This is a genomic window from Aeromonas sp. ASNIH8, from assembly GCF_002919855.1.
Classification (GTDB): Bacteria; Pseudomonadota; Gammaproteobacteria; order Enterobacterales; family Aeromonadaceae; genus Aeromonas; species Aeromonas caviae.
Map to the genome: position 1 here is coordinate 1 of NZ_PQLN01000145.1, position 7,226 is coordinate 7,226.

Sequence of the window (7,226 nt, forward strand, 5' to 3'; positions counted from 1 at the left end):
AGAATTGGGTAAATGCCGCTTGATGGTTCATGACGAAACTCCCGTAAAAGAGAGTATAAGATCACACCCTGTTCGGTCGGTCAAATCCTCATGCCCTGCTTAAAAAACGTTCGCGATCTTGCCCTGGGTGCCGACGGCCACCACGAAATAGGGGGAGCGATTCCAGTGACGCAGTACCCGGTAATTGTCATAGGCAAGGTAGCTTCGCCCGTGAATATCGTCAGGGCGGATGAGGGAGGCCTGCATGTCGACCACAGGCAGAGGTGAGCCGTCCTGCTGGCGAACCCCGAGGGCCTGCCAGGTCGCCAGGGACTTGCGGGTATCAAGTCCCAGCAAGGCGGGGTCCAGGCGTTCTGGCACCCTCACCCGCCGTCCCCAAGTCTGGTCTTCGCGCCAGCCGTTCTGGCTCAGATAATTGGCAGCCGATCCAAATACATCCGCCAGATTGCCCCAGAGATCCTTCTTGCCGTCCCCGTCCTGATCCACCGCGTATCGCAGGAATGACGAGGGCATGAACTGCACCTGTCCCATGGCCCCCGCCCAGGATCCCTTGAAGTTGGCGGGGTTCACATGTCCCTGCTCCAGAATGCGCAGGGCATCGAACAACTCGCCTTTGAAGAAGGCTTCACGGCGACCGTCCCAGGCCAGGGTCGAGAGAGAAGAGATAAGGGGATAATGGCCGGTTATTTTGCCGAAATTGGTTTCAATTCCCCACAAGGCAACAATAAAGCGGGGTTGAACCCCATATTCCCGGCCTATTTTTGTGAGCAGCGGCAAATGCTGGCGATATAAGGTTTGAGCTTGCTTGACTTTCCATTCCGGCACCGCCCGGGGAATATATGTGTCCAGGGTCAGTTTGAATTCCGGCTGATTTTTGTCGTGCCTGATGGCGGCATCGACAAGGTGGACATCCGCAAAGGCCGCACTCACCGTCTCGGGCAACATCCCCGCCGCCAGCGCCTGCTCTTTGAGGCTCGCCACGTACTGGTCAAAATCGGGGCCGGCCTGCACCGGCGATCCCGACAGGGCGCCTGACAACAGCAGTGCCAGCCGCCCCGCCCTCATCGTGCGCCCTTTAATTGCGCCTTGTGCTGCTCCAGCAGGTTTTCCGGTGGCGGTGGCACCTGCAGATAAAAGCCCTGGCTCTTCAGGGCGGACATCACCCGCTCCGTGGAGGCCAGCCCCAGGGGCTTGGCCGGGTCCAGCTTGGTCATCAGGACCAGTTCGGGACGCCCGAAGGTACTCATCAGCACCTCGGGAACGCGGGAAAAGTCCTCTCTTCGTTCAATAAAGAGATAGGTCTCGGCTTTTTTGCGACTTTTATAGACTGCACACAACATGGAAATTGATATAATCCGACGGGTTTATTGCCTCTGGTGGTGGCAAACTATAACATCAGGAATTGAATAACAATAACGTATTACCGTCTCGGTTCGGGGAAGATTCATGGTTGAACGCGATAACGAATTGAAAGGGACCACCTTCACTATTTCTGTGTTGCATCTCAGCGATGGCAATCCGGCCCGGATCCGACAACTGCTGGAGGCCAAGGTCGCGCAGGCCCCCCAGTTTTTTAATTGTGCCCCCCTCGTCCTCAATGTGGAACGCCTCGAGGCGATCCCCGATTTCGAACAGCTCAGGGAGCTGGTCGAGTCGGAAGACTTCGTGCTGGTCGGGATCACGGGGGCGCGGGACGAGGCGATGAAGACGGCCGCCAAGGCGGCAGGCCTCGCCGTCATGGTGTCAGGCAAGAGCCGCAAGGCAGAACCTGAGCCGACACCGCCAGTGCCTGAGCCCAAGCCAGTGGAGGCCGCACCGGTTCCCCCGGTGCCAGCGCCCGTGGAGGCAAGCAAGGTCCACGTGGGCCCGGTGCGCTCCGGTCAGCAGATCTATGCAGCCGGCACCTCGCTGGTGGTGCTGGGCTCGGTGAGCCCTGGCGCCGAAGTCATCGCCGATGACAGCATCCATGTTTACGGTGCCCTGCGTGGCCGAGCCATCGCAGGGGCCAAGGGCAATCCCAAGGCCCGCATTTATTGCCAGCAATTGCAGGCCGAGCTGCTCTCCATCGCGGGCACCTTCCAGCTCAGCGATGCATTGCCTGCAGGCGTGATACAAGAGCCGGTCCATATCCGGCTCGACAATGAACAACTTCGTATAGACCGAATCAAATAGAGTTACAAGGAAGCGAGAATGGCGCGAATCATAGTCGTTACATCGGGCAAGGGTGGCGTTGGCAAGACGACAACCAGCGCGGCACTGAGCACCGGTCTGGCCCAGCGTGGCCACAAGACCGTGGTCATCGATTTTGACATTGGTCTGAGAAACCTGGACCTCATCATGGGTTGCGAGCGGCGCGTGGTCTATGACTTCGTCAACGTCATCAACGGGGAAGCCAACCTCAACCAGGCCCTCATCAAGGACAAGCGTTGCGAAAACCTGTTCATCCTGCCCGCCTCCCAGACCCGGGACAAGGATGCCCTGACCCGTGAAGGTGTGGAGAAGATCCTGGATCAGCTGGCGGAGATGCAGTTTGACTACATCGTCTGCGACTCCCCCGCCGGTATCGAATCCGGCGCCCTGATGGCGCTCTATTTCGCCGACGAGGCCATCGTCACCACCAACCCGGAAGTCTCTTCCGTGCGTGACTCGGATCGCATCCTCGGTATCCTGGCCTCCAAGTCCCGCCGTGCCGAGCGCGGTGAGGATCCCATCAAGGAGCACCTGCTGCTGACCCGCTACTGCCCGACCCGCGTCAACCGCGGCGACATGCTGAGCGTGCAGGACGTACAGGAGATCCTGGCCATCAAACTGCTCGGGGTGATCCCGGAGTCCCAGGCGGTGCTGCGCGCCTCCAACTCCGGCGAGCCGGTCATTCTGGACAAGGAGTCCGATGCCGGTCAGGCCTACGAGGACGCCGTCGCCCGCCTCTTGGGTGACACCAAGGATTTCCGTTTTCTGGAAGAAGAGAAGAAGGGCTTCTTTAGCCGACTGTTCGGGAGTTAAGCATGTCATTATTGGATTATTTTCGTTCCAACAAGAAACAGAACACCGCACAACTGGCCAAAGAGCGGTTGCAGATCATCGTGGCTCACGAGCGTTCATCCAGAGGGGGGCCGGATTACCTGCCCCAGCTCAAGCAGGACATCCTCGACGTGATCCGCAAATACGTGCAGATCGACCCGGACAAGATCACCGTCCAGCTTGATCAGAAGAGTGACGAGTTGTCGGTGCTGGAGCTCAACATCACCTTCGCCGACGACCAGAAGAAGGGATGAGCTGACGCACCATGCGCGACCCCTTCCCCCAATGAAGACCGGATCCTTTCCCAGGATCCGGTTTTTTAATGCCTGGCGTCCCGGCATCTCGCCAAGGGCATCAGGGCCAGCTAGAATACCGCGCACCCCGAGGCGCTGCCGACGGGCATTCCCTCCCCCCTTATCTGGAACACGGCTTTTATGTCTTTGAATGACGAAATGCACAGCGTCGAGGAACTGCTCGACACCGCCCTCGAACTCTTCATGGAGCTGGCCTCCGACAACCTGCCCGAGCAGGAGATCGTCCGCTTCAATCAGGAGTTCAACGACCGCGGCCTGCTGGCGGAGACCGATCCCGCCGACGACTGGGCGGCCGACGTTGGGTTTGAGGTGAGCGACGCCGACTATGCCGAGATCTGGGTCGGCCTTGGCAACGAACAAGAAGAGTACGAGCACCTGTTTGCCCGCATGCTGCTCTCCCGCCGCGTCGACGAGAAGTTCTGCCACATCGAATGGCTGCCCCAATAATTCCGGATCCCGATGATCCTGGCCACTATGACTGGGACGGCGGGCCCGCGCCCGTGAGGCCTTCGCGCAGACGGCGACTGCTGGGCTGGCTCGGCAAGCTGCTGCTGGCCGCCTTTGCGAGCACCATCGTCTCGGTCGCGCTGCTGCGCTTCATCGACCCCCCCATGTGGACCTGGCGCCTCGAACGCGCCCTGTTTCCCCCTGCCAAGGTGGCCGAGGTGAAGCACGACTGGGTGCCACTTGAGCAGATTTCCCGGGAGCTGCAACTGGCGGTGATCGCCGCCGAGGATCAGCGCTTTGCCGAACATCACGGCTTTGACATGGACGCCATCAGCTCGGCCCTCAGGCACAACCAGCAAAGCGGGCGGGTGCGCGGTGCCAGCACCCTCAGCCAACAGACCGCCAAGAACCTCTTCATGTGGAGCGATCGCAGCTTCCTGCGCAAGGGGATCGAGGCCTGGTTCACCCTGTTGATGGAGCTGGGCTGGGACAAGTCCCGCATTCTCGAGGTGTATCTCAACATCGTGGAGTTCGGACCCGGCATTTATGGCGCCGAGGCGGCCGCCAGGCACTACTTCGGCAAACCGGCGATACGCCTCACCCGCTACGAGGCCTCCCTGCTCGCCGCCGCCCTGCCCAACCCCTGGCGTTATCGGGTCAAGCCCCCCTCACCCTATGTGCAGCAGCGCTCGGCCTGGATCCGTCGTCAGATGGGTCAACTCGGGCAAGTCACCCTGAACCGGGTCCACGGCACAGAGTAGCGCCATCCTGCGGATCAGAGGCGGGCCCCAGATGGCCGCCGACAGTTTCCCGATGAAGGGGCAGATAGTGCCACCACCAGGTTTCGCGCCGCCGCTTGATCTGCCTTCTGTACTGTCGTCGCTTCATCTTGCCAGGCCGCCCCGTCACGCCGCCCCTGCTGGCGGCTCTGTTAACCTTATCCCCTGATCCCGCCATTTGACAGCACGGCATCACCGCCCCCGGGCTGGCTGCCCATCCCAATACTTGTTAAAGTGGCGAACCTGGACGTATCTGGAGTGATTTCATGGAACAACGTAGCCCGGATCAGCTGGTAGAGTGGGCCTATGATCAGTTTCTGGAGCAGGCCGCCGACATGCTGGCCCCCGAACAAATCGTCGACATCACCCTCGAGTTCGAGCAACGTGGCGCGGTGGAGGCAACCCTGCCCAATGCCGACTGGTCAACCGAACTCGGCGAGCCGGTGGACATGGCACGTTGGGCCGAGGTCTGGGTCGGCTTGCTGGATCATCAGGACGAGTTCGAGGTGATCTACGCCACCTTCCTGCTCCCCCGGGATCAGAGCGAGCACGACGTGCATATCCGCTGGCACCGCCAGCAACAGGCATAAGAAAAGGCGCCCCAGGCGCCTTTTTCGTTTTTTGCGCTGCCCGAGTCAGGGGCGTGCCGCGATGGCCTTGGCCAGACAGCGGCGACACCAGCAGGCGCTGGCATCGCTCATGGGCAACGCGGGAAGCTGGTTGCACCAACAGCGCTCGATGGGTTCCCCCGCCGACACGGCGCAGAACGCCGGCTCGCCGCAGCCCGGGCAGGCATGGGTGCTCTTCGAGCCATCGAGCTCGGCCATGCGGGCCAGCTGGGCCTCGCTGTCCATGGTGGACCACTGGCCTATCTCGGTCAGGGTGCGGCCACAACCGAGGCAGAGCCCCTCTTTGGCCCGGCAGTCACCGATGCAGGGACTCGGCACCTTATTCGTCCCCTGCTGGCGTGTCGGAGCCCACGAGGCGGATGCTGTGCTCCTCGATGACGATCTTGCCCTGCTTGTAGAGGCCGCCGATCGCTTTCTTGAAGGTGCCCTTGCTCATGCTGAACATCTTGTAGATGACGTCAGGATCGCTTTTGTCTCCCACCGCAAGGCTGCCCCCCTGCTTTTGCAGGCGCAGCAGGATGCGCGCACCGGCGTCATCCATCCGGGCCAGCCCCGGCTTTTGCAGGGTCAGGTCCAGCTTGCCATCTTCGCGCACCTGCTTGACCCAGGCGGTCAGCGGTCGGCCCGTCATCACGCGGCCGAACACCTCGTTCTTGAACAGCATGCCGGCGTACTGGCCATTGACCACGGCCTTGATGCCAAGGGGGGTGTGCTCCCCCGGCAGCACCGTCACCTCGTCACCGCTCTTGAAAGGGGGGTCGATGCGCAGGAAGCGCTCCAGACGGCTGGTGCCGACCATGCGCCCTTCGTTGTCCAGCATCAGGTGCACCAGATAGACATGGCCCACCTGCATCGGCTTGTTCTGCTCGCGGCTTGGTACGAAGAGATCCTTTTTCATGCCCCAGTCGAGGAAGGCACCAATCTTGTTGGCGTTGACCACCTTGAGACCGACGATGTCCCCCACCATGGCGAAGGGCTTGTCGGTGGTGATCACCGGCTCGCAATCCGCATCCAGATAGAGGAAGACGGACACCTCGCTCTCCTCGGCGACGCCTTCCGGCAACTGGCGCCTGGGCAGCAGCAGCTCGCCGTATTCCCCCGCCGCCAGCCAGGCGCCGCGCTCCTCGATCTCGACGACGGTCAGGGTGTTCATCTTGCCAATCTGTAACATGGTGATCTCTTCTTTCAATATCCGGATGGGCCCATCTCATGGAAGACCCGTCATATAGAGGTGCATCGCCGCCGTCGGATGAGAGAGGACGGGGCCGATTTATGTCATGCAGGCGCGCATGTTACCCCAGAGCGGCAGCAGGACCTAGCCCCTCCCCCCTGTGTCTGACCTCTTTTCCCGCTCCCGGGTGGCCAGATTGACGATATTAGCAGCATTCAGTTCCCCCTTTGCTGCAAATAACCCCACTTTTAGGTAGACTTCGCGGCCGTCAATCCAGAGGAAGCGTCGATGAACCCAGCCACTCGTACCCGTCATCTCAATCATTGACATCCTCCCCCACCTTAGCGCTTCGCGTCACAGGAGGGGGATCCCCATTACTGGGTGATAGCTGCTCGCGCAGTACCGGGTTCCTGCTTCATCGGGCGGCCTGATTGCACCGCGCCTCCACAGGCTAAAACGGCGTGTCCCGCCGCTAAAATATTGCGAGCGCCATTCACATCGGCGTTCGCCTCATAACCACACGCAGCGCATTTAAACTGGCTTTGCGTCTGGCGGTTATCCTTCGCAGTATGCCCACAACAGGCGCACTGCTGGCTGGTGTAGGCCGGGTTTATCGCCAACACCTGACCACCTCGCCATGCCTGCTTGTATTCGAGCTGGCGGCGCAGCTCAAACCAGCCCTGATCTAATATCGAACGATTCAGCCCTGATTTTGCCCGGACGTTGCGCCCCGGCTGACTGGTCGTGCCCGCTGCTGATTTTGACATGCTGGCAACCTTCAAATCCTCAATGACGATCATCGCGTGGTTTTTGCTGATAGTCGTTGTGACCTTGTGAAGGTAATCGCGGCGGGTATTGGCGATAT

The 7,226-nt window shown here is 60.7% G+C and carries 11 protein-coding genes; 6 read left to right on the plus strand and 5 right to left on the minus strand.

Features of this window, described 5'->3' with window-relative positions; translation table 11 throughout:
* Positions 1 to 99: 99 nt before the first annotated feature.
* Positions 100 to 1,065 (minus strand): lytic transglycosylase domain-containing protein, encoded by a 966-nt coding sequence (locus tag C3418_RS21990; RefSeq protein WP_103859284.1) that lies wholly within the window; start codon positions 1,063 to 1,065, stop codon positions 100 to 102.
* Positions 1,062 to 1,340 (minus strand): YcgL domain-containing protein, encoded by a 279-nt coding sequence (locus C3418_RS21995; protein ID WP_052816493.1) that lies wholly within the window; start codon positions 1,338 to 1,340, stop codon positions 1,062 to 1,064. The genes C3418_RS21990 and C3418_RS21995 overlap by 4 nt, the downstream gene beginning before the upstream one ends.
* Before the next feature lie 106 nt (positions 1,341 to 1,446).
* Here C3418_RS21995 and minC point away from each other — a divergent pair, with 106 nt between their 5' ends.
* The 6 genes from minC (at position 1,447) to C3418_RS22030 (ending at position 5,151) form a co-directional block, all read left to right on the plus strand.
* Entirely contained in the window at positions 1,447 to 2,172 is a 726-nt protein-coding gene (gene minC, locus C3418_RS22000; RefSeq protein WP_039039101.1) for a septum site-determining protein MinC, read from the plus strand.
* Positions 2,173 to 2,190: 18 nt separating this feature from the next.
* Positions 2,191 to 3,003 carry a septum site-determining protein MinD gene (gene minD, locus C3418_RS22005; protein ID WP_010674647.1) on the plus strand — a complete coding sequence of 271 codons (813 nt, stop codon included), beginning with the start codon at positions 2,191 to 2,193 and terminating at the stop codon, positions 3,001 to 3,003.
* Between the two features lie 2 nt (positions 3,004 to 3,005).
* Complete coding sequence (gene minE, locus C3418_RS22010; protein WP_010674646.1) at positions 3,006 to 3,275, plus strand: cell division topological specificity factor MinE; 270 nt, start codon at positions 3,006 to 3,008, stop codon at positions 3,273 to 3,275.
* 180 nt (positions 3,276 to 3,455) lie between these two features.
* Complete coding sequence (locus C3418_RS22015) at positions 3,456 to 3,782, plus strand: HI1450 family dsDNA-mimic protein (protein WP_029314491.1); 327 nt, start codon at positions 3,456 to 3,458, stop codon at positions 3,780 to 3,782.
* Positions 3,783 to 3,835: 53 nt separating this feature from the next.
* Positions 3,836 to 4,543, plus strand: coding sequence for a monofunctional biosynthetic peptidoglycan transglycosylase (gene mtgA, locus C3418_RS22020; protein WP_080767838.1), 708 nt, complete (start codon positions 3,836 to 3,838; stop codon positions 4,541 to 4,543).
* A gap of 284 nt (positions 4,544 to 4,827) precedes the next feature.
* Positions 4,828 to 5,151 carry an HI1450 family dsDNA-mimic protein gene (locus tag C3418_RS22030; RefSeq protein ID WP_010674643.1) on the plus strand — a complete coding sequence of 108 codons (324 nt, stop codon included), beginning with the start codon at positions 4,828 to 4,830 and terminating at the stop codon, positions 5,149 to 5,151.
* Positions 5,152 to 5,196: 45 nt separating this feature from the next.
* On the opposite strand, the gene C3418_RS22035 is transcribed toward C3418_RS22030, so the two are convergent.
* From C3418_RS22035 to C3418_RS22045, 3 genes are all read right to left on the minus strand, one after another.
* A complete protein-coding gene (locus C3418_RS22035) occupies positions 5,197 to 5,508 on the minus strand; it encodes a DUF1289 domain-containing protein (RefSeq protein WP_039039099.1) in 312 nt (103 codons plus the stop codon).
* A 1-nt stretch (position 5,509) separates the two neighbouring features.
* A complete protein-coding gene (locus tag C3418_RS22040) occupies positions 5,510 to 6,379 on the minus strand; it encodes a S1 RNA-binding domain-containing protein (RefSeq protein WP_042014378.1) in 870 nt (289 codons plus the stop codon).
* Between the two features lie 356 nt (positions 6,380 to 6,735).
* Positions 6,736 to 7,226: RNA-guided endonuclease TnpB family protein (locus C3418_RS22045; RefSeq protein WP_146054122.1), on the minus strand; the 491-nt coding region annotated here is incomplete at its 5' end.